The sequence below is a fragment of the Virgibacillus sp. MSJ-26 genome (assembly GCF_018918075.1).
Classification (GTDB): Bacteria; Bacillota; Bacilli; order Bacillales; family Amphibacillaceae; genus MSJ-26.
Genome location: NZ_JAHLPW010000019.1, coordinates 20,463 through 46,823, shown reverse-complemented (window position 1 = coordinate 46,823; position 26,361 = coordinate 20,463). Strand labels below are relative to the sequence as shown.

The window sequence follows — 26,361 nt, the reverse complement described above, 5'->3', positions numbered from 1 at the left end:
AATATCTACATTAATAAATGATTTATGTTTTTAGTAAACAAAATTAACCTTTCGTTGCTCCTCCAAGACCAAATCCTTGAGACATATAATTTTGTCCAACAAAATAAAGTATGATCACAGGAATTGTATACACAAAAGAAAATGCTGCCAATTGGCCATAAAAAACCATCCCGTGTTGTCCGAAAAACTGGAAGATTGTCACAGAAGCTGGTAGTTTATCAACTGACTGAATAAGTATAAATGGTACAAAAAAGTTTCCCCAAGTACCTGTAAATGTAAAAATTAAAACCGTGAAAATCCCCGGTTTCATAAGGGGAGCTACTACTTTTCTCAACCCCACTAACACCGATGCGCCATCAATCCATGCGGATTCCTCCAAAGTGATAGGTACCGAGTCAATGAAGTTCTTCATAAGCCAAATTCCATATGGTAATGCTGAGGCTGCCATGAATAACATAGTCGCCCACAATGAATCATTTAAGTTAAAAAAGACAAACAACTGATACACAGGAACCATAATCGCCGCCATCGGCAAACCAGATAAAAATAAGATTGATAGAATAATAGAATCTTTATGTTTTAAATGGAACCTTGATAATGGATAGGCAGCAAGAGCTGATACAACAACAATGACAATCGAGGATCCTAGCGATAGGAAAATACCGATTGCAAAAGCTCGTAAAATATCTGGATCTGTAAACAATTGTGTCCAGTGATCAAATGTAAATTCTTTAGGAAATTCAATAGCTAATGTCGCATTCACATCAAATGATGCAAAAATCATCCAGAGTAATGGCATGAAAAACATAATCCCAATAATTGAGAGGATTATATAGGGCAATGCAACAGTTATTTGTTTTTTAATTCTCATATAAATCCCTCATTTAATCTTCAGATTTCAAAAAACGAATGTAAAGCAAGCTCAGTACAATACCCATTAAGAGTAGTACAAGAGAGATTGCGGTTCCATATCCTAATTGATAATTAACAAAGGCTTCGTCATACATAAATAATGGTAATGTCGTTGATTTTGTTCCAGGTCCCCCACCTGTCAGTGCAAAAATCAATCCAAACACGCCTAATGTCTGTAAGGTTACTAATACCATATTCGTTACAGCTGCTCCTTTAATCATAGGCAGAGTAATTCTCCAAAGACGTTGCCATGAATTAGCGCCGTCTATCTTCGCTGCTTCTTCAACTTCTTCAGGGATATCATCCAGTGCTGCCTGATACATCAACATACAAAAGGCTGCTCCATGCCAAATATTGACAAAGATAACGCTAATCATTGGAAAGTTAAGTAACCATGCAACAGGTTCCATCCCAGCAAACCCTAGTATTGTGTTTAATGTTCCATCATCGCTTAAAAATGCGAACCATACGAAGGCCACTACAATTTCTGGGGTAATCCATCCAGCAAGCACAAGTAGGCCAACAGCACTTCTAAAAGGTTTCGCTTTGCCTTTCATTAAAAATGCAACTAGAAAACCTACGACCTGTTGGCCAATAAGTGCTGAACCAACTAGGAAAATAATCGTATTAAAAATACTCGTTTTGAAATTTGGATCTTTGAACATCCTCACAAAGTTATCGAATCCGACAAAACTTACATCCTTTGCCGCTGCACCTGTTAAAGCAATATCTGTAAAAGAAAAAAGAATCGTCATAACAATAGGGCCTATTACAAAAATAAGCATCAAAATAATAGCCGGGGAGCCAAAAAGTAATGCCTTCAAATATGGGCTTTTATTTAACGTTTTTTGTGCCAAGTTTTACACCTCTTTAATAGGGTCATCGCAGGATGACCCTTTAGCATGAGTATTTATTCTTTTTTAGTATTTTCTTCACCAACATCACGTTGAACCGCTTCTTTAAATTCCTTCATAGCCTCTTCCGGAGTCATACTTCCAGTTGTCACGGCTTCTGCTGCATCCTGAATATTAGAAGAAATTTCTGGGTATTCGTCATAAGTCGGACGATAGTTAGTGAATTCTAGGAAGTTTGTCATCTTTTCCTGATATGTTAATTGATTATATTCATCAAGTTCAGCTATGTCCTCTCGCGGCGTTAGCTGTGTACCATATCTTAAATTATCTTCACTCGTTGCTAGTTTAATAAATTCTATTGCCAAATCTTTGTTGGCAGCCTTTTCAGGAACAGATAATGCCCATCCACCGGATACCGTTGAGTGTCCAGGCTCTTGTCCATTCTGGGTCGGTAAAGGAGCTAAATCAATAGCATCTTCCCACTCTGGCCAAGGTGCGTTTCCATCCTCACCCCAATTTCCTGGCATCCAATTACCATCAAGTGCAATACCTACCTCTTCTTTAGGCATTAATTCAGTTGAGATTTTTGCTCCTGCTTGTCCAGTGATTGCCCAGCTCAAGCTAGCACCAAGATCATCATTGTAAACGTCATCAATAAATTTCAATGTATCCAAGAATCCATTACTTTCCACAATCCACTTTTCATCTTCTTCATCATATAGATCACTATCAGTTCCATATAGAAGCGGGAGGAATGTTTGCATCGTTGTCCCTTCTCCCATAGCTTTTCCAGAGTTTATCCAGAAAGGTACCTCTACATCATCTTTGATGGCTGTTGCGGCATCAAGAACATCGTCCCAAGTTTCTGGTTCCCAAGGAACATCAATACCAGCATTTTCTAAAACATTTTTATTATACCAAAGCCCTCTAACGTCAGTAGAAATAGGAATGCCATATAATTCACCATCGTTACCTGTAACACCTTCTTTTACAGGATCATAGAAATGATCCCAATCGGACCAGTCTTCTAAATCTTCGGTCATTGGTTCTAAATATCCGGCAGCAGCGTCAGGTTTAAGTGCCTCAGTATCTTCCATCACAATGTCCGGTGCTGTTTTTTCGGATTTCATCATCAATATTTTCTTGTTTGGATAATCTCCTTCGTCAGCATCTACTGCAGTAATTTTAACATTGACCCCTTCATGTTCTTCTTCAAACTCTTCCTTAACTTTATCTATCCATGAAGCAAATGCATCATCCGGAGCCTGATAAATCAATTCCAGTGTCTTATCACCTCCGTCAGCGTCTTCGCCAGCCCCGTCATTCCCTCCACAAGCAACAAGTGAAAAAGCTGCAACAAGTAAAATCACCATAAATAATAGACGTTTATTCCAAATTCTCATTTTCTTCTCTCCCTTCTAATTTTAAACAGATTCAAATGAGTTAAAATGGCATCGCTTATGTAAAGCACCACCTCCTCAGTAAAGTATCTTTCCATTAGCATTCCTGCGTATCATTACAGGTATCTCGCTTACTTTAAATAAGTGTATTCTCGGGATAATCAAATATTTTTTGCTGTATGATAGATGCTGCCCCCATCAAACTGGATTGTTTGCCAAAACTTGACTTGATAAACTTAATATCGTTTGAATATGTTGAAAATCCTCTGTCTTTGGCAATTTCCTCCGTGACTTGAATGGTTTCGGGATTTAATTCAATCATTTGTCCACCAAAAATAACCATGGTTGGAGCAAAGAAGTTTATTGCATTGGTTACTCCTATTCCTAAATAACGCCCCATTTCATCAATTATACTTTCAGCTAATAGATCTCCTTTTTTACAATGTTCAACGATTGTTTCTAAGGTTAAGGATTCTTCATGGTTTAAATAAAGGTCTGATAATGAACTTTTCGCTCCACGATGAATTTCCTGTTTAACTCTTTTTACCAATGCTATTCCAGAGGCCAACGACTCCAAACACCCGAAATTCCCACAATTACATCTTGGGCCATCAATATCGATTGACATATGACCGATTTCACCAGCGCCATTTTTAAAGCCTCGAAAAATGCGTGAATCTATAATAATTCCTCCGCCAATACCTTGGTCAGCGAAAATATAAAGAATATTTTCTTTCGAGTGAACGCTTCCAAACCATTGCTCAGCTAAGGCCGCTGCATTGGCATCCTTCTCTAATATTGTTGTTAAATGATAACGTTGCTCTAATAATTCTTTGATACTAACGTTCTTTACACCTTGCAAATTGGGAGGCGTTAATATTTTTCCATCATCTTCATCAATTGGTCCTGGTGCAGATACACCAATTCCAACAATTTTAGATAATGATAAATCTGTCTGAGATATCAATTGATCAACAACGCCGTAAACCCTTTCAATCAAATTGATATTCATTGAAAAGTCCGCCATATTCGTGTTGTATTGTTTATAAATATTTCCCTTAAAATTAACGAGAGCCGCCGAAATTTGGGTCACCCCAATATCTAAAGCGATAACATAATAATTATCCCAATTAAACTCATACAGAACAGGTCTTCTGCCACCATTTGATTTACCATAGCCCGATTCTCGAATAGCCTTGATTTCCAATAATTCTGAAGTAATGTTACCAATCGTCGCGAAAGTTAACTCACTTTTTTTGGATATTTCAGCTTTTGACACTGGACCCTCTTTATAAATCATTTTCAAGACCAATGATCGATTATATTGTCTTATTTGATCTGTATTCCAATGCTCATTTTTTTTCATGTCACATTTTCCTTTAACTTTTTTTAACGTTTATAATAAGTATAGCTATGAAAGCGACTATTAAACAAGTAATCATTAAGTTTAGAAGCATTTATCTTCGTCTTATTAAAATGCTTTTAATAAGTTAATTGCATTATATCACTCGTTTTAGAAATTGTAAATAAACTTTTGTATGCACTTACAATGTCAGACACGAATTTAATATTAGAAAGTAGAGGCTAAGACAAAATTAAGTAATACACTTATGTCTCAGCCTCTCTTCCATAATTCCTATAAATTTACGATAACTTTATTTGTGTTTGTTTTGAGTGATTCGAAAGCTTTTTTTGTAATTGTATCGTTTTCCAGCTGATGATCTAGTAATGTTTTAAATCCATCCAAATGTTTAGCCACCTTGTCAGCTTTTCCCAATTTTTCATAATGTTCAACAGCCGTTAAATGCATTTTTAATGTGCGTAGGGTCTCACTATCTGCTAACCCTCTTTTAAGATCCCATTGATAGACTGATAATTTTAGGTCGGACACAGTTAGTTCCTCACTTAAATAGCTAACACTATATTTTAGACTTTCATCCACTTCTGGTGTTTGAACTGTGTAATAAATTCTTCCAGCTTCATTACCAAAGTCTAAGTTATCGAAGGTGACCGTGCCGGCTTCTTTCGCTACCTTTTCTTTTAAAGGAGTTTGTGATTCTAATGTATCGTATAATCTTACAATCTGATCTTTTTCTACATTTTTAATAGTAACTTTATCATTTGCACCTTCATTATTTTCAGCGGACGCAAAATGCATCATCACATTTTCGGTCTTAGGTAATTTATCACTTTCAAATAGTTGCCATTCATAAATACGTATAGCTCCCCAAGGTGACGCACCACTATTATGAATTTGCAATTTAAATTCACTTGCTGTAACAGGGTCTTCCAAAACAATATCTGTTACCGCTTCTTCGTTATCTTCTATTCGTTCTGCACTAACCCAATTACCGCTTTCATCTTTGTATAAAAGTTCAAAATCGATGGTATTCATATCTTTTTCTTCTCCACCTGATTCAGCATGTTCTACTCTCCAGCGTCTAATAGTCTTTTCTTCCCCAATATCGATGGTTAAGTAGCCTTCTTGCATGTCAGTCGCTGCCCACTTCGTACTTGATGAACCATCTAAAGCTTTAGATGCTGATTCAGCGGGATTCTCAGATGAAACATCTAAAACTTCGGCATTTAAAGCAACATTCGGAGATGGTGGACTTTGATCATATTCTGTTGCATTAACATCCATCCCCCAATCAAAATCAACTTTCACTGCTTTTCCGCGTTCAAATGTATGATTAATTGGTACCACTTTAAGTGTTGTCATGTTATCATTAGACGCATTCTCACTCGTTCTAGAAATATTTGGTGTATAAAAGTGATTGTTTGGAGTAACTCCTAGAAGTTTCTTATCTCCTTGTGCATTTTCTTGATAAACTTCATAATGCAGGGCGTCTTCCTCTGGAGTCCAGCTTAAACGTGCTTCAGCATTGTCCGCTGCCTTTAACATTTTTTCTTCTACTTTCGCTTCTTTAACTGCTAACTCAGGACTTTCCTCATCATAAATAGAAACTTGTCCTAAATTAATTGCATAATCTTCTACTTCACCTTGATTTTCAACCCTTAAGCTAAGTCCATAAGCCGTTTTACCCGCATCATCACCTAAATCAAGTTCTATGACTTCCCAGTCCTTCTTTGAATCAGTAAGCGGATAATACGTCATATTCTCTTTAGAGTAATCCTCACCATAAGCTACACCTAGTGAAATATCAGCACCAGGTTTATTTTGATACACTAAACGTACTTTAGTTGAATCTGTTATCGAAAGTTTTGTGCTATATAACATAATGTCATTCTCAGAGTTTTCATCAAGGTTTCCAGTGAATTTCAAAGAATTTCCACCATTATAAGCTTTATCAAAATCATATTCACCATTTAATTTACTACCTTCGCCTCTAATCCACCAGCGCCATGTTGGCATAATATCTTGGACGGAACGATTATTCCATTCTTGTGTGCTCACTTCCTTACCATCAGCATAGTATTTTTTTCCATGCCCACTGTTAAAATTACTTACAAATGGCTTATTTTGGATAACTGATGAATCCGTAGCAAATCGAGCCATGCCCTTCCAATCTTCTGAGTCATCTGCTATTGATGGATCCCCTTGTGGACCGGTCCATAGATAATTTTCTTGGTTATGAAAATCAGCTGGATCCTCTGCCATTCCCATTGTCGAATTAGGCGTGTACAAAGCTAGAGAAACTTTAGATTGTCCTTGATTGTCTAGTAATGCATCTGTATTAACTTTTGTATTATAGGAATTCTGCTGTAATTCAAATCCTGCATAAGCATTATATGGTGAGTGCTCATGCTTTTTCATCGTTGAAACAGTTGTATTAATTTTATCGACATTCCAATTATAATTTAAAAAGAACTCATCAACAGCGTAAACACCATCATCTGCTCGTTCAACATACATATCATTTTTATCGTTTACTGCATCTTGGTATGAAACATCGCCATCATTGGATTGTGAATCATACCAATTAATACGTAAGTCTGAGTTACGTTTTATATATCTCATCATCTCATTCATACGTACAGCTGTTTCTTTACTAACACCATAAGTTTCTTGGTTGAAAAAATAACCATCAAAACCATAATACTCAGCTACATCTATCATTTTATCCGCAACCGGAAACGATCCGTCTTCGGCTTGTTCTGTAAATGCTTCAATTTCAGCCAAGGTTTCTGGTGATCCAGGGCCCCATGGAAAACCCAATGAAGCATAGACTGGAACGCCATTTCGATGAGCAGCATCGACAATATCGGGTGAAGGCAATGCAAAGACCCCTTCTTTATTAGGAGCGCCTGGCCAGTAAATATATGAATCTAGTAATTGCCAGTTATCAAAAGCGTAAGTATTAAAATCATTACTGCCTACTGAACTTGATAAATCATGATCCGGTATCGTTATAGCTGCTGATGTAATACCTACTTCCGGATGTGCCAGTGGATTTACTTGATGTCCTTTAAATCGCTTTTCATTTAACGGAACACTCGCCTGATTTAATTCAGCGTCTGGATCATCTTCAGGTGACCACTCCAAAAGTGACTCAACACTAAAAGCCGGAGCCACTGGCTGTAAACTTAATTCATCTTGGTATCGTTCATTAATGACATCGTCTTCATTTTCTTCAGCGAGAACACTTATAGGCAGTGATAAGGTTGACAACATCAACAATGCAATCGTGCTAATCATCATGTAATAAATACCATTTTTCTTTTTTAACATAAAGATTCTCCTTTGACTATTTAAATTTAGCAAATAGTATTTTTGGACAACTTAACTGATCACATAAAAATAGAAAAACTTTCCTCCTATCTTTTTATAGTGAAACTTCTTAAATGTAGTTTAATAACAATCAATTAATAAAGCGTTTACAAACACTTTAAAATATAAAGCAGGTACCAATACACCCACTTATTAAATCGCATTTAAGAAGTTCAGATGAAAGTATATCATAACCTACAGCCTACAGTAAAGAAGATTTTGTTTTTTTAGAAAACATTGCACCTTATGACCTAGGTGTTTACTACTATGAAACGAAACAAATTAAATGATTGACACATTACCGATAATAAAGAAAGCAGATGGACCTACAAAACATTCAAAGGTCCATCTGCACCGTGCTCATGGTAAGTGTAATATCTTTTTGTACAGCTAAGTTTCCAGCATGTATCAATACTTGTCAAAAACTTAACATGCAATTACTTCCACAATTCAATTAAATGATTTGTTTGATTACTAAGCTCTTCGAATGCTTCGTCACCAATCAACCCTTGCTTATTGTAATAGTCTAGCAAATCGTGGAAGCCTTCCAAATGTTTAAGTACTTTATCAGCAGACCCTTTATTTTCATAATGATTTACTGATTCCAAATGGGTGGTCAAATGTTGAACAGCTGCTGGGTCGACATTACCTTCATCTGCCATTTGTTGCGCGAGTTCTTTTAGTTCAGCGGCATTTTCCGCGAGTTCTGGTTCTATGGGTTTAACAGGATCAACATCAGGCAACTCACTACCTTTCTCAAAGCCAGCAACGTTTTCTAGTTCTGCATAGTTTGCTCTAAATTGATCGATATCTGCCACATCATTGCTTGATGTATTCCAAGACTTTGTTGCTAAGGAACGCAACTCTTTAGCGATATCTTCAGTAATAACATCCTCACCAACTAAATCTGGATTATCGTTCCATATAGCTAATGATGCACCTTTAATGAATGATGAATCATCATCTACAGTATTATCAGCGAACTTACCTGGTGTCCATTCTTCATAAATCCTTTTATCTTGATCCAAATAGTCAAACGAATGCTGTTCACGTCCATCATCTGGCTTATCATTTCTCAACACGTAATAGAAGAATCCGGAGTTTAAATTATATATATTCTCATGTCCTCTTTCTACAAATGTACTAAGTGGTGCAATACTCTTATTCCAAGACATTTGTGACCAGAAATCGATACCAATATAATCATGCATTTCTATCTTCTGCTTTGGTTCGTCTGGTTCCCAGTTGTTTTTATCTTCCTCTCCATAGTAAATAGCATCATTAAAAATTCTCGGTTTAAATCCAGCTTTATGGACATGTTCCGCTATATCATTAATATAATTAGCCATTGTGTCCTTCCATATATAGTCTTCACCTAACGTTTCTTGCGCATATTCATCTAGAACCGGCTTGTAATCTGAAATAAACGGGTCTCTGTCAAATTCCATATACTCATCTGCGCCGATATGGAAGTCCGTACTGTCTTCAAATAACTCCATATATTCACTGTAAAGGCTTTTTACATAATCTACTGCTTCAGGGTTTGTCACGTCTAGCGCAACATCGCTATGATTCCCATTTATATCGACTTGCCCAAACTCAGGATGAACTTTTAAGATATGTTCCGTATGGCCTGGTGTATCGAGTGATGGGATGACCTTAACGCCATACTTCTTAGCTTCTGCTAAAATTTCTCTTATTTCATCTTTCGTTAAATAACCATCTTCCGACACTATTTCCGGATCTGTGTCACTTTCAATTCTAAAGCCCATATTCTCTGAAAAATGTAACTGAATGGCATTCATTTTAAAATAAGACATTTCTCTAATATGTTGAATTATCCAATCCTTAGTAATATATTTTCTTGCCATATCAATATGGACCCTACGTTCCTCTAATTCAGGATAATCAATGATTGTTCCAGACGCTAAACGATTATCATTCGTAATCATGATATGTTGGATTGTGCGTAAAGCATATAGAGCAGCCGTTTCGGATGCAGCTACTATGTTCACACCATCTTCTCCAATTTCAATCTTATAAGCCTCATCACTAACACTTTCTTCAGTAATTTCACTGTTTTCATCTAAGATAACGACGATATCTTTAGATGTAATCTCTGATTCCTTAGCATATACTTTTTCAATTTCTGAGTTTGTTGGAAGTTCCTTTTCAAAAAACTCAGCTGATACAAGTTCTACAACTTCCTTAAGTCTATCATTCTCTTTGTATTCTTCTGTATCTGGAATGACAAATCTAGTTGTTTCATCCATTGTCCATGTTGAATAATTTGAGTCAGCTTCATATGATTGAACAATTGGTAGCGCTAGACTAGCTAATTCATCATTCGTTAATTTTGATTCCCTTGCAAAAGCCGGACTGACAAAAGTTGATAAAATCATTAAAGTTGATAACAAGATTACGATTACCTTTTTCAAAAAATTCCCCTCCAATTACATAGTGTCTTAAGTATCCTTTTGTTTCATCAGTGCACAAGTTGAGTTTCCAGCTAAATGGCTGGAAACTCTATGTTTTTAGAATATCATAACCACTTTTCAATTAAATAATCAGCATGTTTATTAAGTAATTCGTACGCATTTTCATCAATCAGGCCTTGTTCTTTATGATAGTCAAGCAATACTTTGAAACCTTCCATATGCTTAACGACTTTGTCAGCTGATCCTTTATTTTCGTAATGGCTTACGGATTCCAAATGGGTGGATAAATGTTGGACAGCTTCTGATTCGATATCGCCTTCATCACCCATTTCTTGCACAAGATCTTTGAGTTCAGCAGCATCCTCTACAGGTTCTGGTGTTTCTGGATCGTATTTAGGAGGTAATTCCACATCTCCCTCTAGACCATTTACTTCAAGCTCATAGATACGTGCAGCATTATCATCACCTTGTGTTGGTTCATCAACAATGAGACGGACATATTGTCCTTTTGTAACTGGAACTTGATCTTTTGTAATGCCGCTTTCATTACCCGTTACTTTAACTAGCTCTTCAAAGTTTTCACCATCATCACTAATCAACACACGATATGCAGCTGTATTTGAACCCACTGGTTCTCCACCTTCTTCAGCATGCTTAATGACAATTTCACTGACTAAGTTAGTGCTTCCCAAATCTACGGTTAACGTATGAGGACCTTCTCCATTCGCACACCATTTCGTCCAAGTGCTACCATCAACTGCATTTTCCGGCCCTTCTGTGGGAGCACAGGCACTTGATGCTGTAGCATCCTTATTTAATGCAAGGTTAGTTGTTTCATATTTAGCAAGATTTGTAACCGTAATAAATTCTTCTTTAATAACTTGATCTTCTCCAAGTGAGTTATTACCTACTAGTTTTACTGTATATATACCTTCTTTATCATAAACAACTTTAGGATTTTCCTCCGTGCTTGTTTCAACGGCCGCCCCTTCAAATGTCCATTCTAGCTCTTCTGTAGTCAATGAACTCGTACTTGTAAATTCTATTTCTTCTCCAGGAGCAATCAATGTCTTAGAAACATCAAACGAAACGACTGGCATGGTGTCAAACTCGATAGCATCTTTAATAAATGCCAGTACAGTGTCTTCTGATACCCTGGCACCACTATTTAAAGCTGGTAGATTAGCTTCAAGTTCTTCCTTCAATTCATCATAATCTTCATTCTCTTTATCTACTTTAGCTTTGATTAAATTTATAGCTAATTGAGCATTTTCACCGAGTAATTTCAGCTTGTCCAGGTTTTTTTCTGATTCATTTAGAATTTCTTGAGGCAACTCTGCTTTTAAGGTTTCAGATGCATTGATCATGTCAGTAAATTCTTTTTCTAATAGGTTTATTTCTTTTGTTGCATCCTGTCCTTTTGAAACTTTAATCCAAAAGTCATCGATCGTTTCCTGAACATCTTCAGCATCCTTGCGTCCAACACTCCAAGGGCCAGTCATACGTGAAGAATGGTCCGCAAATATTTTCATTTCATCAGCAAGGTCATCAAACAAAAGTTCAATAGAACGATTCCATGATCGGTCGGAGTCATATTCTGGAATATTCCAGGAATAATCAGCGCCTGTCGCTAAAGTAATTTTAGACAAATTGGCATGTTCCATGGGATTCATTGTAAAGAAATCGAGTTCTCCCTCAAGTCCTTTATCTACTTCAACAATTGGACCAAGAGCAAGTTTTGATGTTAAATAGTCGGTTACTGGATAATTCCACCAGATTCCAATGTTGTCACCATATACTTCCTGCATAAACTCAACGTTTTCAAAAGGAAGTGATTCTGATACGACAACTTGTCCTGTCCACATTACAATTATATCGTCATCAAGGGTTTCTGAAAGGGATTTCGTATAGGGATTTAAATCATTAATTTCTCCACCCATCGCAAGTGTATCGTATTCTGTTGGCACTGTTATTAGTGGGTTAACATCATCTTTTTCTTTTATGAATTCTTCATTGAATCGATTTAATAATTCGCCGTGTTTAACACCATTTTTATTATCGATATCGTCAAACAAGATGGCGAAGTCACGTACGCCCATATCATAAAGTGACTCACTTTTCTCGATTAAAGCTTGAAAATCTTCTTCACCAGCTTCACCATCAAAACGTATATCTATCCCAGGGGAAATGGCAAATATAAAGTCGACCTTATTTTCGTTGGCAGTTTCTATCAACTCTTCCATCCGATCCATTTCACTTTCTGGATAGGGTTCACGCCATTTTTCACGATGGTATGGATCATCTTTTGGTGCATAAATATAAGTGTTCATCTTATAATCACCATAAAAGTTAATCTGGTCGAGTCGGTCTTCTTGATCCCAAGGACTACCATAAAAGCCTTCAATGATACCTCTAACACTCATGGACGGTTCATCCGTGATGTTTATGTTTTCAAAGGTGAGTAAATCATCATCTTTTTCAGCTAATTGGATAAGTGTCTTTATTCCATAAAAGGTACCGTCACCATCTTTTCCTTTTAGAAAAATAGTACCACCCTGACTTAACTCATTGGCTTCAGATTCGATGTTCAACACATATCCCTCAGCACCTATATCTGAATTGTTTAAGGTCGTGAGTTCACCCTCCATTTTTTTCACATCAGGTGCAAGGTGTCCCTCTTCACCTAAAGCTATTGTGGTAGATGTTTCATTAAATTCCTCATTCACTTCAATGCCATGACCCATTAAAAATTCTCTTAAAACTGCTAAGGCATCTTTATCTGCAGATTCTTGTCCTAAAATATTGACACGTTCAGTCATCTCTAATGTGCCGTCATTAACACTTATTTCACGAGGTAATGGAACTAATTTGTCTTTTACACTTTGTTTAGTCGTTACATTTGGTTCAGTTTCCTCAGCGTTTGTAACAAGTGGCTTTCCAATGGTTCCTATACATGCAAATATTAATAATGATATTGTGATTATTATTCGCTTTCGCATAACTGAATAAAACCCTCCTAAAATATTTGATTAATTAAATAAATGCATTCATTTTACTAAATGTAGTGAAATGTCATTCGTCATAGAAAGTACGGTCGTGATCTTTTTCCTTTTCTTCTTTTTCCCACCAGGAATCGGCACAAGAGCCATCTAAATTAGAAAAGAGAAAATATAGAGTTGAATTAAAATACTTATTTATTCTGTCTTACCTGAAATAACTACGAATTTACCTAACATAATTGTTGGCGCTTTCTCACCTCCCAAAAATATAATTTTAAAATCATATTTTTCCACACTTATTCACAGGTTACTGATATTAAAACAATAAAAAAAGACATGGGGTAACAAGAAAGGAGTTTAGTCCTTCTACTATACCACCATGCCTAATCAGATTAGTAACATGTGATGTATGTGAAATTATATCTAGATTATCACATCTAATCTTCAGCAACAATAGGCACAAAGTTCTGTTCATGTAATCTTAGGAACTTTCTTACTACTCGTGCAGAATTTATTATTTCATCATAAATGTCACTATGATTGATTGAATAAATTGATTTTATCTAGCGGGAACCTGAAAAGAACTGTTTCTTTATTTTCATTCTTTGTTAATTACCATAATACCTTTCCCTATATAGAAATATTTTAAGGGGGGATTAGTTCCCATATAGTTACACTTTCTTTTATGCGGAACAGTCATATGAGATTCATCTCTTAAATTGCGGACGTTAACTGTTAGTTTGAATACTCAACTAAACGTCGTACTTTATGACCGGGATAATTCGATATAAACATTACTTTATACTCATTTTCAGGGATCGCAAACTTATTCGACAAAATTCGACACCTTTTATTATTATCATCTACTATACTTGAATAGAGAGTCATAGAAAAAATCAGGAATATTGATCATATGTGACTGATGCGATCAGGCATAATGAAATAATGCAAATGGGAGAAGTAAATCCTGTGCATTGTTATCATTATGCCTTTTATTTTTAAATTTAAAAATCACGTAAGGACGCGTATCAGAGGGGAAGATGTTAACGGCCAAAAAAACACAACAATATTCCGTTAAAGAAAACCTTAAGGAGGTGGATAAAGACTGAGCTTTTCATTAAAGTTATCTTTTCGAACTTTATTTAAAAATACAAAAAGAAGGAGACATGGGCGATGAAGAAACGACAGCTACTCTATTTACCTTTGATTGCCATTTTACTCGTTAGTCTGGCATCAAATCAATTCGCATCATCAACTGCAAGCGCTGAGGCGAAGAGCTCTGATGAGGAGTATGAAATTTATCCAACGCCACACAGCTTGGAGTATAACGAAGGAGAGCTTTCTCTTAATAACGAATTTCAAGTTATCTATGATGACACAATCGATGATGTAACAAAAAACAAAGTCACCAAAATTTTTGAAGACAACGACTTGTCAACACCTGAAATAACTACGGAACCTTCAGATGATAAAGTCACTATTTTTGTTGGAACAAACGATTCAAACGGCTCGGCTGCTCAACATGCTGATATTGACAATGATATGAATTTTGACAAAACAGATGCTCATCTATTAGAAATTGAAAACGAATCCATTACTGTTATTGGAAAAGATACGGATGCGGCTTTTTATGGATTAGTTTCATTGGATGCCATTCTGAACCAGAGCAACAGTAATACAATCCAAAACCTTACAATTAAGGATTATGCTAATACGGAAGTTCGGGGATTCATCGAAGGATTTTACGGGATTCCATGGAGTAATGATGATCGAAAATCATTAATGGAATTCGGTGGACAATTCAAGACGACGTCCTATATTTTTGCACCTAAAGATGATCCTTATCATAGGGCAAAGTGGGATGAACCCTACCCAGAGGATAAATTGGACGAGATAAGTGACATGGCGGAAGTTGGACGAAAAAACAAGACACATTTCGTCTGGTCGATTTCACCGTTAGGAGAGGTTGCCGAGATCGCTCAGAAAGAAGGTGATGATGCTGCCATGGAATTGCTTGAAGAAAACACAGAAAAAATGCTTACTAAGTTTGAACAATTATATGATGCAGGTGTAAGGCAGTTTGGAGTACTCGGTGACGACGTTGGTGCACTCCCACTTGATTATGTGGTCGAATTAATGGATTCTGTCTCTGAGTGGGCTGATGAAAAAGGAGATATCAGAGATACTATTTACACCCCTGCTGCTTATAACTCAGGTTGGGCGTGGGACGGCGGTAAGGAATTAAATAAACTCGAAAAATATTTTGCCGACAACATCCACATTCTTTGGACTGGCGAAAGCACTGTAGGTCCGGTTGAACAGTATACCATCGACCGCTTCAAACATCGAGACAATAATGGCGTTGAGCGCCGGGACCCACTTTTTTGGCTGAACTGGCCGGTCAATGATGTTGATATGACACGTGTTTTCCTCGGAAAAGGAGATATGCTTGAACCAGGTATTAAAAATCTTGCCGGTGTGGTGACAAATCCGATGCAGGAAGCTGAAGCCTCAAAAATTTCAATTTTCGCCATTGCCGATTATGCATGGAATACAGAAACATTTGACGCTTCGCAGAGCTGGGAAGACAGCATGAAATATATTGAAATTGATGCTACAGAGGAATTTTATACATTAGCCAAACATATGGCACATGCAGACCCTGCAGTCGGGATGCCAGCTGACGAAAGTGAAAACATCAAAGATTTAATGGATGAAATAATATCCAACCTTGATAATGATAAAGCAATTGGAGTTATCGCTCCTGAATTGATGGATGAATTGCAGATTATTGCTGATGCTGGCGATAAATTTATGGAGAAATCAAAAAATAAAAAATTAAGAGAGGAACTGGAACCTTTTATAAACGCTTTACGTGATATGGTGCTTGCGAACAAGCAGTTTCTACAGGCAGAGCTTGCTATTGAAGATGGTGATAAGGAAAAGGCTTGGAACATGATTACCAAAGCATCCTCCTTAAGAAAACAAAGTTTGAATTATAATCGCCCAATGCTTAAAGGAGAAGGAAACGTAAAAGCCAAACCAGCGGGTAAACGGTTGCAACCGTTTACAGATGAATTGCAGGAAAAAGTAACACAAAACATGGAAAAATTATTGGACATGAGTTCAACAGTTTCTGATGCCAAAGTATTTACCAATGTAGACGATTATAAAAATCTGTCAATCAATGAGAAAATCGATATTACATCCATTGATGAAACTCTAAGTATGAAGTTAGACAGAAATGACTATATCGGCTTAAAACTTAGTAGAATCAAGGATTTGTCCATGATTGAGGCAACAATGACGGAGGGATTAATACTTGAAACGTCATTAAATGGGATTGAATGGGAAGAAGTCGATGATTCTAAAAATCCTGCTGATGCCAGATATGTTCGATTGGTCAACAAAACAACTAAGCCGATTTCCTTCCTTTTTGATACGTTCAAAGTCCAATCAAACGAGGTGGAACCGATTTCGGTAGTGGATAAAAATGTCGATTTACATGAATCTGAGGCACTAAATGTTTTAGATGGTGAATTAGCAACCTATACTTGGTTTGCAGAGTCTCAACAAGAAGGACAATTTATTACTTATAATCTGGGACAAACAATTGATCTTGACAGTTTAAAAGTATATGTAGATCAAAATGACCAAGATTATCCTCGCCATGCTGTTATTGAAACATCGTTAGACGGCAATGAATGGCATACAGCAATGGCGCTCGGAAACCAAGACGGTCCAAACGAAGGTGAAGTTACCGATGACGATTGTATAGAAGATGTTTTCACTAAAGATGAAGGAGACTATCGTTCAGAGGAAGTTTCCGATATCAACCAAGAAGCAAAATACCTACGATTCCGCGTCACTCGAACAAAAGAAGGTACAGGGAACTGGCTTCGAATGCATGAAATTGAAATCAATGGTGGGGAATACTTCCCTGAAATTAATGATCCTACCATCACCACGACAGCAGATGTTAACAAAGGGAATAATGTAGAAAAAATTTCGGACGGAAAGCTTGATACCATATTCAAGCCTGCTAATAATGATGCTGGTGAAATCCTTTTTCACGTTGGCGAAGCAAAAAAAGATATAGATGGAATCACACTTTTAGAGGATCCATTAAATGTATCCCATAGCAAACTGTCTGTACGAACGTTACAAGGTTGGAAAGAAATTGGTACAACAGAATCCGGATATAACTACTTTGATTTAACAGACATAGACACAGTACTAGATGTGAAAATAGAATGGGAAAATGGAAATATTCCATTCATCTACCAAGTCACGATTGACAAGGTAAATGACTTTGGCAATGTCGAATCAACCATTCAAGGTATAAAATCATTGGTAGATCACTATGCAGATGAGGGAAATGTAGACGGGTCTGCTGTACGCCTACTACAGACACACCTGACCTCAATCGATCATTTTGTTAAAACTGAATCATACAGCAAAGCAGTAAATCACATGAAAGGGATGAAACAATTAGTTAATAAATATCAAGAAGATGGACAAATGGATAAGAAAGCGGCAAAAACATTAATTCGTCACGCTGATATTTTAATAGAAAAGTGGCAATAGCATAAGTAGCATCCCTCCAGTGCTTGTTTTATTCACTGGAGGGATGCCATCAATGTTTAGACAGTACAAAACACAAGAATTTATTTAAAAACGGGGTATAGATTAGATTCTAAGCTCCCGATTAACTGCATTATTAAAAAACATCACATTATAAGCGTTAAAGCGGCTTATTTATGTGATGATATGATTTGTTATATATTTTATTTGTCTTGATAATGGACCATATCGTATGGATAATAGGTCGTGTCTTTTAAACTACTATCATCTAGTCTAAGGATTTGAGCTAACGCTCCGCTTTCGAAACTCCAATAGCCGTAATATAATCGTTGTTCTTCTTTGTGAATGTCATGCCAACTAGTGTCCTCATGACCCTGATACCATTTATGTTCTAGATAATATTTAAGGTTTTTTTGACCTGTATTTTTATCTTCAGTAATAACGTTACTTAAATATTTATAGGGAGTTTCAAACAAGAAGTTTCCTTCTATAGTATCAACCTCACAATCCCTCGAATTAAACAAATATTTCAAAAGGTAATCATCTAGCTCTGATTCTTCCACTAACTTATTTAATATACTGAATATATCGTTGTCAATCTCTAGCATGATTCCAATCGATACCATCCACAACATATCAATATATCCTGATTTTTGATTCCATACATTTGGCATATTAGCAGCAAGTCTCTCGTACTCAGGGATAAGTTCTTCTACTGGAGTGCCCCATGAATACTTAGCAATTAACACTTGAAAGTTTAGAGAGTCAATTTTTTCGATAACTAATGGAATTCTTTCAGAGGGAACTTGCCCTTCATTAATCTTAAACTGAAAGTTATTGTTCGATCCTTTTGTTGATAAATGTATTCTAAAAAATATTGATTGCTTTTTAATTTGTCCCTCATATAATATACTTCTCCCTTTGTTATTAACTTTCCTACAAATAATCGCTTAAAATATGACGAATTTATTTGTCTAAATTTCCCACTTCATTAACTTTTTTTCTTACTACTTTACCGTCTGAGAGCACATTTATTACAAATCGCTCATAACCTTCAAGCAATATATCATCTGCTTTATCAATACCCTCAGCAGATTCTAGTCTCATTCCAGAATTACCGCCATTTATCCAACCATCACCCATCTGTTTTCGGCGGAGGATTGGCATTTTCATAAACACCATCAATCCCTTTGGATAGTTTGTCATCTAAGCCGGTTACTCGATCATTACTGATTCGCTCATAACCTTGACTCTCAAAATAATCATCCATTTTCATTTCGCCGTAATTACCTTTTTGCTTATTTGTTTTTAAAGCAACCTCACCGTTTTCAACTGACTCTATGGCAGCACGTTGTTGAGATCGAGCGTTGGAAATGATAGCCACGCTCTTTCCTGCCCCAGTCTCTCCAATATAAAATTTGCAATAAATAAAATCACAATCTTTGATCAGTGACAATGGCTGTGATTTTATCAAGTTATTTTATTTAATCGGCCCCATAAACTCCGATATGAGGAGGATATGTTCCTTTAATTTTACCTTTTGAAGATTTTCAACTTTTTCTGGACCACCTAACCCTAGTAAAGGAACGTAACCGAAGCATTCATCATAGGCTGGTTCACCGTATTTTTGAACTGCTTCTGGATAGGGTTGCCATTTTAGATAATTATCTTTAAATTTATTTGATTCTAGACTACTAAAGAAAAATTTAAAATTAGGCATAAGCGTCGACAATCTGCCAAATCGGTATTTTAATATTCTGACATAACCGTCCGCCCAAATAATTAAATCCCCCATTGCTGTTATTAATAATACAACACCATCTTTATATCTTCTGCTTGTTGTTTGTAATATATCTTGATAATTTTCCGAATTAACTATTTTAAAATAACCATTCATAAAAGTACCAAAACCATTATCCTTCCAAAGTGTTATTATTTCTTCTGGAAGGAAATCTTCATATTTCTTTAATACTTTTGTAGAGGGTTTATTTTCTAAATTAAAGTCATTAATCATACTTTTCCTCCATTTTAGTAATTTTACACTTAAACTATGAGCTTATTATGAAGATCTTGGATGGATGTTAGGGTACCTCTTAATCCACTGTTATCAAGATTAATAAAGTTAGTCAGTGATGTAATCAGATTCATTTGAGTTTTTACCTATTTTTTAATATTATTTAACTAAGTTGGAATATTCACACAGAAAGGGATTGAATTAATTTATCTATTTCTTTTTCATAATTCACCATGTTATTGGTAAGTTTCAATAACATGCTATCTGGACTTGTAGCAGGTTCATAGCCAAAAATCACTTTAGGTATATTGTATTTTTCCTTAAGATTCATTGTATACGTTATTATATCAAGTAATTTCCTTTGAATTTCCTCATATTCGTTAGATAAAACTTCACTTTCGGGAAAATTTATTACAATATCACCTAAAACTTCATCAAAGGATAAAATAATTACAACATCATTTATTTCTATTCCAAGATCCAACTTTTCCAATACAATATTTCCCGTCCCTATTGGACTAAGGATATATTCAAAATCTTCCACACCCAATAAAGTTAAATCCATTTTCTTTTTATTATCATAAAAATGTGAGGATTTTACATTTAATGATTTTAATGAATTTCTCGCGGGTAGTGACGACTTCTATGTTGCCCAAAGGACGTTGTCGGTTTTAGCAGAAGGTCCTCTAGACGAAGCATCATTTTTAATCAGACTTTTTAAACAAATTTTTATATAAATAAATTTAGTTTATCACGCTTACTTTAATTGTAAATCTAATTTTCCCAAATGAATCAAAAGAATTAGACTGAAACTCCTTCTCATTCCCTTAGAAGCAGGAATAAAGTAATGTGAGGGGGGCATAAGAATTATCCTCATACTTCTACCAAATTACTTTAAAAAGGAAATGCCCTCATATCTCTAGCTATCGAATGATTCAAAAAAAGCATGACAATTATTCCCAACGCTCCATATCCCACAAGACTTTATGCCTAACAGATGAATATCCCTTCCAATAAATCGGTACTAAGTACACTACCATCAATTAATAAGTTCAAGTACAATATTTATAACTGTAAAATTTACCCTAGATATCCCTACATAAATACTTGATGACATGCTTACGCCAAGGAGGGACTAATATTGAAGTCATTAGATGTTGAAAACTTACAGACAGGGGTTAATCAAACCAAGTCTGATATTGAAAATCTAACAGAACAACTACAGACCATTGAAAAATCCGTCCTAAACTTCAGCTCGTTAGATGATGAATTAAAAGGTCAGGGTGGTGAAGCCATTCGCTCATACTATCAGGATTGTCATCTTCCTTTCCTTGAATACTTCTAAGATTCCCTCCAAGAATTCAGCGATGTGCTGACACAAATGAATGAAGCTGTAGACTCGTTTGAATCCAATCCCAGTGGTATAGTCAAAGAAGAATATTTGCAAAGTGACGTAAAAGACGGATTTGATGAAGTAGAAAGTAAAACAATTGAACTCACCGATGATGCTAATAGTATCATAGAAAGTGTGCATGATATCGTCCCTATTACTAAAATTGATGAATCTGAAGTCATTGAGAGTGTTCGTCAAGGGAAAGACAAAGTCAATGATGTTGTTGAAGAACTTTATGAATTAGACGATTCTCAAGTTCGTGCACTAGAACCTATATTAGGTCGCATTAAAACAATGAAACAGTATATTACAGATCTAAATGCCAAGTTCAAAAGCGCTGATCTATCAGTATCATCTTATAATCCAGTAAAAATTGAAAATATGAAGGCTTATAATGAAATTCAAACCTATTTAGATGAAAAAGATTTTGCAGAGAAACAGGAAATTTTGAAGCAAAGGAACGACCGCCCTATCACAGAACGTGTGTCATTAGAGAGTGCCGAGAAAAAAGACAACTTTTTTATTTCCGGATTAAAAACAACCGGCCGGTCCATCAAAGGTGGCTTTAGGGGTGGAGTTGATATGGTTGTCGATACAGCAACGGGCGCCTACCAAATGGTGCGCCACCCTATCCAAACGTATCAATCAATGGAACATATGGTGCTTCATCCAGTGGAAACTGGAAAATATATGAGCAACGCCATTGCCGAATCATTTACCCGAGACATGATTAATGGTGATGCCGAAAGCCGCTCCCATTGGGTGACCTATACTCTCGGAACCATTTTAGGTACAAAAGGCGCTGGAAATGCGGTAAAATCAACTCGAGTAGGTTCTAACGTTACAAAAGCCGCCAAAGAAAGCGTGAAAAATGCAACGAACAAAGCATCCAACATTCAAATGCCTAACTTGTTTCCCTATGGACCACAACATCAACTAGCAACTGTCGGCCCTGTTCCTTATAATGTAGTTGATGGGGTTCATCTGAGAGATCAGATGATGATGTCGGCGAAGAAGATTGCTGATGGAGGAAATAAAACCCGTATCTATAATGATAACTCAATGGGACACATCTTTTTAGGTGAAGTAAATAAAAGGAAAAAGGCTGTGGGTTATCATCATGAAAGTATGATGGGTGGAAAAATTATTAAAGATACCAAAACCCAACCTGATAAAAATGGGGTTTATAGGGCAAGGGTGGTTATTAATGGAAAAGAAAAACGTTTGCCGTCTAGTTTTTTTCCCGAAAACTGGGATAGAACTGACGTTTTAAAAGCCATTCATGAAGCTTATGAAAATAAACATCGAATTGGTAATAATAAGTATGAAGGGACTTTATCTAATGGAATGCGTATACAAATGTATGTAAATAAAGACGGTACAATTGCTACAGCCTTCCCTATTTACGAAAAATAATTTTTTGGAGTGTTTAAATGAAATATTCATATTTTTTCACACGTACACCATCAGGGCGTTTATTAATTAAACTTCCTAAAGATGTAGAGTTGTTCTCTGACTTCATTGAATTAATCTCTACAGAGGAAGATGTTAAAAAAATAATAGAGACTATCGATCAAGTTATCAATGGAACTTACTCGGAATACGAATTATTTCTTGATGCACCAACCGTATTAATAAAACCTGACATTACTACTGTATCGCTTGCCGATATTTTAGACGACCCTCCACCAGATCAAACAATGGAGACAGAAGAATTTAGAAAGTTGATTCTGATCTGGAAAGAAAAACTACCTGAGCGATTTATTGATATAAATCTATAACTGTATTCTTGAAAAGGAAAGGAACAGGGCAAGAACACTGACCTAGTTCTTTAAGTACCAAATAATTAAACAAAGCATCTAATTATAAATATAACATGTCATTGGATAGACAAAAGTCACACATAAAAAAACTGGGGTAAATAATCTAACATTAATACACTACACCAAAAATGCCAGGAATTTAACCAGGACTTGCCTACAGAAATAAAGCTTCATTACAATGTAAAAGAAATAGTTTAAAGGGTTAATACAAATACGATATGGTTTACTCTAACCATGAAACATTACACCCTAATGATTTTTTTGAAAAGTCGTTTGAGGAATTAAAAAAATATAATAGTAGTCATATTGCGACACCTTAGACTATGTACCTAAGGTGTCGTTTTTTTCAGAAAGTGGCAAAGCCATAAACAGCAACGTCATTGCTGAATCTATTACCCGCGATATGGTTAACGGCGACGCAGAAAGCCGCTCCCATTGGGTGACCTATACTCTCGGAACCATTTTAGGTACAAAAGGCGCTGGAAATGCGGTAAAATCAACACGAGTAGGTTCTAACGTTACAAAAGCCGCCAAAGAAAGCGTGAAAAATGCAACAAACAAAGCAGCCAACATTCAAATGCCTAACTTGTTTCCTTATGGCCCACAACATCAACTAGCAACTGTCGGCCCTGTTCCTTATAATGTAGTTGATGGCGTTAATCTGAGAGATCAGATAATGATGTTTGCAAAACAGAGCTCTACTCCTATTAATAACAAAGTAAGAATTATAAATAAAAAGTTTGCGGGAAAAACATATAAATTAGATGGTGCTTTAGCAAAGAAATATCCAGACGGAGTAAGATTTACATTAGATGGTTTTCCCGACTTTAGTCCATATTCAAAAATAAGTGTAAAAATCGAAGGGCTAAAGGGCAATACCTCTAGTGACTTCACAGCCGCAAATAGGGCTGTTGGATTAAAATCTACACCTAAAGGCTTCACATGGAACCACGTTGAAGATGGGAAAACATTGATCCTAGTACCAACAAATTTACATCAGACTGTCAGGCATACAGGTGGGGCCGCATTAATCAGAAAGGGTTTAGCACCCTGAATAATTTTGAGGTGAAAATAAAGGATTGATATCAGTTCGAATAAATATACATTTGATGAAACTGAACTTGATAAGTTTGAAAACGAATTGGGGATTATTTTACCCCAGAGCTATAAACACTTTTTACGGAAATATAATGTAGGTACCCCTGAACCAAATATTATCGAACTTAAAAATGAAGATATAAAATCAATATCCATAACAGACTTCTTTGGTGTTAAAAATGCTCAAATTAATGATTTAAAATTCCAATATGAAATTTATAAAGAGCGCATACCAAATAAACATATACCCATTAGCAGAGTTGAAGGTGGGAATATAATTTGTTTAGGCTTAGATAATCATTATATAAGCCTATGGGATCATGATACTGAGCTATTAAACGAAGACATTAAGCCTAATCATCCTCTTATTTATATAGAAAGAAACTTTGAGAAATTTATAGAAAAGATAAAACCAATGAAGGAAAATATGGATTTACAAGACTATAAAATCCGGGATATATGGGTTGACCCCGACTTTTTAAACGAGTTAAACGAAGACAAATAGCCTTAAGAACCTCGTTCTAAAGGAAACCAAGGACCACATTATAATGTGAGACTATCCGAAAACCCCAGAACTGGTAAAGTGCCTGACACTAAAGATTATTATCCATTTAACAAATAATCAATAAAAACATTGAGGTGATAATATGTGGCAAAAACAACTAGATGACAATCGATTTATATCACAATTATATAATAAAGTTCCTGAATTAATCGATATTCGTATTTTAAGCACGAAATTAGAGGATGAAGGTAGAAAGTTTTCAATAGTATTTGTTATGCCTAAGTATGCAGATAATCCACCGATAAAATGGAATAATTCAGGATATAACAGCGTTTTAGTTGAACTTAATTTTTTTGATATTAAAGAGTTATCTATAAAAGCTAGTAACAAAAAGCTTAGTGTAGATATTAAAATTGAATTGGATCAAAAACTAATCTATTAGATATAAGTGTTTCAGGAACTTTAGATTTAAGTATCAAAGCGGATGTGGGCATTATCCAAACAATTAAAGGATACATAGATACTAAAGGGGACACAATGAATCGGGTGTAAAGATTTTCGGCGACAGGAAAAAATAATGGGACGATGGTACCCGTCCCCTCCCTCTGTAACCTTACCTCCTACCACCCAATCATTTTAATGGTTTTCTGAACGTCTTGACGCACTTGCCTTTCTAATGTAAAGGAGGTTAAAAGGAACAAACAAAACAGTATGTACCATAACCGGTACGGTAAGTGGAATTGAATATATAATCGGTCTAAACAAGGGAAGAATAGGAGAATTATATTCTAGGTAGGTGATCTTATTATAGAAGTAAAAATATATATTAATCCCCCCAATAAACCAATTTATAATTTGCAAAAGGCTACTAATCATCCAACCCATTTTTTTATTAACGTTGAGGGCGGTAGTAGAATGATGAATGTCTTAAAGCAACTCGATTTAAATTACTTAAATGGTGTCATTGTTATTAATTACAACAATAAAGTTATTAATGAATTTCAATCATTGGGATTTAGTTGATCAATTATGGGTTTATATCGTCAATACCGTTGAAGATGTTTTAAAATCTGGTTATGGATTTACATTTTTTCCTGACCAGCCGATAAAATTCGATTTAAAAACAATAGACTATAACTCGATGTTAGTAATGATTGATGATGGTGAAGTAACAAATCAACTTGTTGATAAGCGTGTATTCTTATCATCTTTACTAGAAAGCGCCGATCGTTTCTATTCTCTCCTATCCTTCTATTTCGATGGGATTGTTAATTACGAGTATGAGTTAGAACAGATAAATTCACTAAAATCAATGCTTCCTGAGTTAACAAAAGATTAAAAAGTCATAAGAGACTTTAATCGGGGGAAGCATAGAAATGCGTTAATCTGAGAGATCAGATGATGACTGTTTAAGGGTCTTTTTCATCATTTCTACGGAGTCGTAATCACAATCCATCACGACGTTCAAGTCAGACGTTCATTCCTCCATTGAAATAACGGGCGTTCTGCCCAGATTGTAAATAAAGATGGAACGATTGCTAAAGCTTTCCCTATTTACGAAAAATAATTCTTTTGGATGTTTAAATGAAGTATTCATATTTTTTCAAAC

The 26,361-nt window shown here is 35.7% G+C and carries 19 protein-coding genes and 2 pseudogenes; 9 read left to right on the top strand and 12 right to left on the bottom strand.

Annotated features, from left to right (window positions below; genetic code table 11):
• Nucleotides 1–43 precede the first annotated feature (43 nt).
• From KQI49_RS15450 to KQI49_RS15420, 7 genes are all read right to left on the bottom strand, one after another.
• Nucleotides 44–871 (bottom strand): carbohydrate ABC transporter permease, encoded by an 828-nt coding sequence (locus KQI49_RS15450; protein WP_216490404.1) that lies wholly within the window; start codon nucleotides 869–871, stop codon nucleotides 44–46.
• Nucleotides 872–884: 13 nt separating this feature from the next.
• Entirely contained in the window at nucleotides 885–1,697 is an 813-nt protein-coding gene (locus KQI49_RS15445) for a carbohydrate ABC transporter permease (protein WP_216490422.1), read from the bottom strand.
• Between the two features lie 125 nt (nucleotides 1,698–1,822).
• Nucleotides 1,823–3,169: an extracellular solute-binding protein gene (locus KQI49_RS15440; protein ID WP_216490403.1), complete on the bottom strand. Its 1,347-nt coding sequence runs from the start codon at nucleotides 3,167–3,169 to the stop codon at nucleotides 1,823–1,825.
• Nucleotides 3,170–3,302: 133 nt separating this feature from the next.
• Nucleotides 3,303–4,532 (bottom strand): ROK family protein, encoded by a 1,230-nt coding sequence (locus tag KQI49_RS15435; protein WP_216490402.1) that lies wholly within the window; start codon nucleotides 4,530–4,532, stop codon nucleotides 3,303–3,305.
• 270 nt (nucleotides 4,533–4,802) lie between these two features.
• Entirely contained in the window at nucleotides 4,803–7,859 is a 3,057-nt protein-coding gene (locus tag KQI49_RS15430) for an endo-beta-N-acetylglucosaminidase (protein ID WP_216490401.1), read from the bottom strand.
• 476 nt (nucleotides 7,860–8,335) lie between these two features.
• The gene (locus tag KQI49_RS15425) at nucleotides 8,336–10,336 is read right to left on the bottom strand and encodes a beta-N-acetylhexosaminidase (protein WP_216490400.1); all 2,001 of its coding nucleotides are present in this window, start codon (nucleotides 10,334–10,336) and stop codon (nucleotides 8,336–8,338) included.
• 104 nt (nucleotides 10,337–10,440) lie between these two features.
• Nucleotides 10,441–13,335 carry a beta-N-acetylglucosaminidase domain-containing protein gene (locus tag KQI49_RS15420; RefSeq protein WP_216490399.1) on the bottom strand — a complete coding sequence of 965 codons (2,895 nt, stop codon included), beginning with the start codon at nucleotides 13,333–13,335 and terminating at the stop codon, nucleotides 10,441–10,443.
• Between the two features lie 1,173 nt (nucleotides 13,336–14,508).
• Between KQI49_RS15420 and KQI49_RS15415 the strand changes: the two genes are divergently transcribed.
• Complete coding sequence (locus tag KQI49_RS15415; RefSeq protein WP_216490398.1) at nucleotides 14,509–17,922, top strand: glycoside hydrolase family 84 protein; 3,414 nt, start codon at nucleotides 14,509–14,511, stop codon at nucleotides 17,920–17,922.
• 200 nt (nucleotides 17,923–18,122) lie between these two features.
• Here KQI49_RS15415 and KQI49_RS18945 read toward each other — a convergent pair whose 3' ends face one another.
• From KQI49_RS18945 to KQI49_RS15395, 5 genes are all read right to left on the bottom strand, one after another.
• Entirely contained in the window at nucleotides 18,123–18,668 is a 546-nt protein-coding gene (locus tag KQI49_RS18945; protein ID WP_483887806.1) for a PoNe immunity protein domain-containing protein, read from the bottom strand.
• Between the two features lie 217 nt (nucleotides 18,669–18,885).
• The gene (locus tag KQI49_RS15405; protein WP_253286866.1) at nucleotides 18,886–19,092 is read right to left on the bottom strand and encodes a hypothetical protein; all 207 of its coding nucleotides are present in this window, start codon (nucleotides 19,090–19,092) and stop codon (nucleotides 18,886–18,888) included.
• Nucleotides 19,055–19,303 (bottom strand): hypothetical protein, encoded by a 249-nt coding sequence (locus tag KQI49_RS18650; protein ID WP_253286865.1) that lies wholly within the window; start codon nucleotides 19,301–19,303, stop codon nucleotides 19,055–19,057. Before KQI49_RS18650 ends, KQI49_RS15405 begins: the two co-directional genes overlap by 38 nt.
• Nucleotides 19,304–19,399: 96 nt before the next feature.
• On the bottom strand, nucleotides 19,400–19,933 hold the full coding sequence (locus tag KQI49_RS15400; protein ID WP_216490397.1) for a T6SS immunity protein Tdi1 domain-containing protein: 534 nt from the start codon (nucleotides 19,931–19,933) through the stop codon (nucleotides 19,400–19,402).
• A gap of 181 nt (nucleotides 19,934–20,114) precedes the next feature.
• Complete coding sequence (locus KQI49_RS15395; RefSeq protein ID WP_216490396.1) at nucleotides 20,115–20,483, bottom strand: hypothetical protein; 369 nt, start codon at nucleotides 20,481–20,483, stop codon at nucleotides 20,115–20,117.
• Nucleotides 20,484–21,074: 591 nt separating this feature from the next.
• Here KQI49_RS15395 and KQI49_RS18645 point away from each other — a divergent pair.
• The 8 genes and pseudogenes from KQI49_RS18645 to KQI49_RS15355 form a co-directional block, all read left to right on the top strand.
• Nucleotides 21,075–21,656, top strand: a pseudogene (locus KQI49_RS18645) (T7SS effector LXG polymorphic toxin); the annotation flags it as partial.
• Nucleotides 21,657–21,707: 51 nt separating this feature from the next.
• Nucleotides 21,708–22,742, top strand: a complete 1,035-nt coding sequence (locus tag KQI49_RS18940; protein WP_371817581.1) for an EndoU domain-containing protein — start codon at nucleotides 21,708–21,710, stop codon at nucleotides 22,740–22,742.
• Nucleotides 22,743–22,759: 17 nt separating this feature from the next.
• A complete protein-coding gene (locus KQI49_RS15380) occupies nucleotides 22,760–23,107 on the top strand; it encodes a tRNA-Val4 (protein ID WP_216490393.1) in 348 nt (115 codons plus the stop codon).
• A 376-nt stretch (nucleotides 23,108–23,483) separates the two neighbouring features.
• Nucleotides 23,484–24,203, top strand: a complete 720-nt coding sequence (locus KQI49_RS18935; RefSeq protein ID WP_216490392.1) for an HNH endonuclease — start codon at nucleotides 23,484–23,486, stop codon at nucleotides 24,201–24,203.
• Between the two features lie 24 nt (nucleotides 24,204–24,227).
• Nucleotides 24,228–24,752 carry an SMI1/KNR4 family protein gene (locus tag KQI49_RS15370; RefSeq protein WP_371817580.1) on the top strand — a complete coding sequence of 175 codons (525 nt, stop codon included), beginning with the start codon at nucleotides 24,228–24,230 and terminating at the stop codon, nucleotides 24,750–24,752.
• Between the two features lie 30 nt (nucleotides 24,753–24,782).
• Nucleotides 24,783–24,869: pseudogene (locus KQI49_RS15365) on the top strand (HNH/endonuclease VII fold putative polymorphic toxin); the annotation flags it as partial.
• A gap of 25 nt (nucleotides 24,870–24,894) precedes the next feature.
• Nucleotides 24,895–25,194 (top strand): Imm50 family immunity protein, encoded by a 300-nt coding sequence (locus KQI49_RS15360; RefSeq protein WP_253286864.1) that lies wholly within the window; start codon nucleotides 24,895–24,897, stop codon nucleotides 25,192–25,194.
• A gap of 552 nt (nucleotides 25,195–25,746) precedes the next feature.
• Nucleotides 25,747–26,091: a hypothetical protein gene (locus tag KQI49_RS15355; RefSeq protein ID WP_216490390.1), complete on the top strand. Its 345-nt coding sequence runs from the start codon at nucleotides 25,747–25,749 to the stop codon at nucleotides 26,089–26,091.
• Nucleotides 26,092–26,361: the final 270 nt, after the last annotated feature.

Coding starts and splice junctions, on each gene's coding strand:
- KQI49_RS15355 (WP_216490390.1), top strand. CDS start 25,747: ATGAATTTCAATCATTGGGATTTAGTTGATCAATTATGGGTTTATATC.
- KQI49_RS15430 (WP_216490401.1), bottom strand. CDS start 7,859: ATGTTAAAAAAGAAAAATGGTATTTATTACATGATGATTAGCACGATT.
- KQI49_RS15360 (WP_253286864.1), top strand. CDS start 24,895: ATGTGGCAAAAACAACTAGATGACAATCGATTTATATCACAATTATAT.
- KQI49_RS15415 (WP_216490398.1), top strand. CDS start 14,509: ATGAAGAAACGACAGCTACTCTATTTACCTTTGATTGCCATTTTACTC.
- KQI49_RS15450 (WP_216490404.1), bottom strand. CDS start 871: ATGAGAATTAAAAAACAAATAACTGTTGCATTGCCCTATATAATCCTC.
- KQI49_RS18940 (WP_371817581.1), top strand. CDS start 21,708: ATGAAGGCTTATAATGAAATTCAAACCTATTTAGATGAAAAAGATTTT.
- KQI49_RS15420 (WP_216490399.1), bottom strand. CDS start 13,335: ATGCGAAAGCGAATAATAATCACAATATCATTATTAATATTTGCATGT.
- KQI49_RS15405 (WP_253286866.1), bottom strand. CDS start 19,092: ATGAAAATGCCAATCCTCCGCCGAAAACAGATGGGTGATGGTTGGATA.
- KQI49_RS15445 (WP_216490422.1), bottom strand. CDS start 1,697: ATGCTTATTTTTGTAATAGGCCCTATTGTTATGACGATTCTTTTTTCT.
- KQI49_RS15440 (WP_216490403.1), bottom strand. CDS start 3,169: ATGAGAATTTGGAATAAACGTCTATTATTTATGGTGATTTTACTTGTT.
- KQI49_RS15400 (WP_216490397.1), bottom strand. CDS start 19,933: ATGATTAATGACTTTAATTTAGAAAATAAACCCTCTACAAAAGTATTA.
- KQI49_RS15435 (WP_216490402.1), bottom strand. CDS start 4,532: ATGAAAAAAAATGAGCATTGGAATACAGATCAAATAAGACAATATAAT.
- KQI49_RS15380 (WP_216490393.1), top strand. CDS start 22,760: ATGAAATATTCATATTTTTTCACACGTACACCATCAGGGCGTTTATTA.